The 453-nt window shown below is 69.1% G+C and carries 1 protein-coding gene; it reads right to left on the bottom strand.

Annotated elements, in window-relative coordinates:
* Window positions 1-8: 8 nt before the first annotated feature.
* Window positions 9-453 (bottom strand): DMT family transporter (locus tag LPA54_RS38520; RefSeq protein WP_228985031.1); only part of this gene is annotated, 445 nt, incomplete at its 5' end.

Below are 453 nucleotides of genomic sequence, written 5' to 3'. Positions count from 1 at the left end.
TGCCGCATTCATCCCGCATCGTCCGGTCCGGTGCTGGGCTGCGGGGAGGATTTGAGGTCCCGTGCCTGGGGCGACCGCGCCAGGAGCACAATGCCGACGACGGCGACCAGCGCTCCGAACGCCTGCGTGAGGAGCGCACCGGTGGAGGAGGCGAGCCGCTCGTCGAACACGACGACGCCGATCAGGACTGCGCCGATCGGCTCGATGGTGTCGATCAGCGGGAGACTGATCGCCAGGGAGCCGGCCTGGAAAGAGCTCTGGGACAGGACAAGGCCCGTGATTCCGACTCCGAGCAGCGCATAGGGCTCCCAGTGGACGAGGGCATCAGGACCGTCCGTCCGAAGCCGCCCCGAGGTGCCTTTCGTCAGGCTGTCCAGCAGAGCGAACATCGATGCCGCGGCCGCGGCGTACAGGCCCGTCCGCCACCTGCCGCTGCTTCTGACACCCGCGGCG

The organism is Streptomyces sp. DH12 (assembly GCF_020873895.1).
In the GTDB taxonomy this organism is placed as follows: Bacteria; Actinomycetota; Actinomycetes; order Streptomycetales; family Streptomycetaceae; genus Streptomyces.
This window is presented reverse-complemented; position numbering and strand designations above follow the sequence as displayed.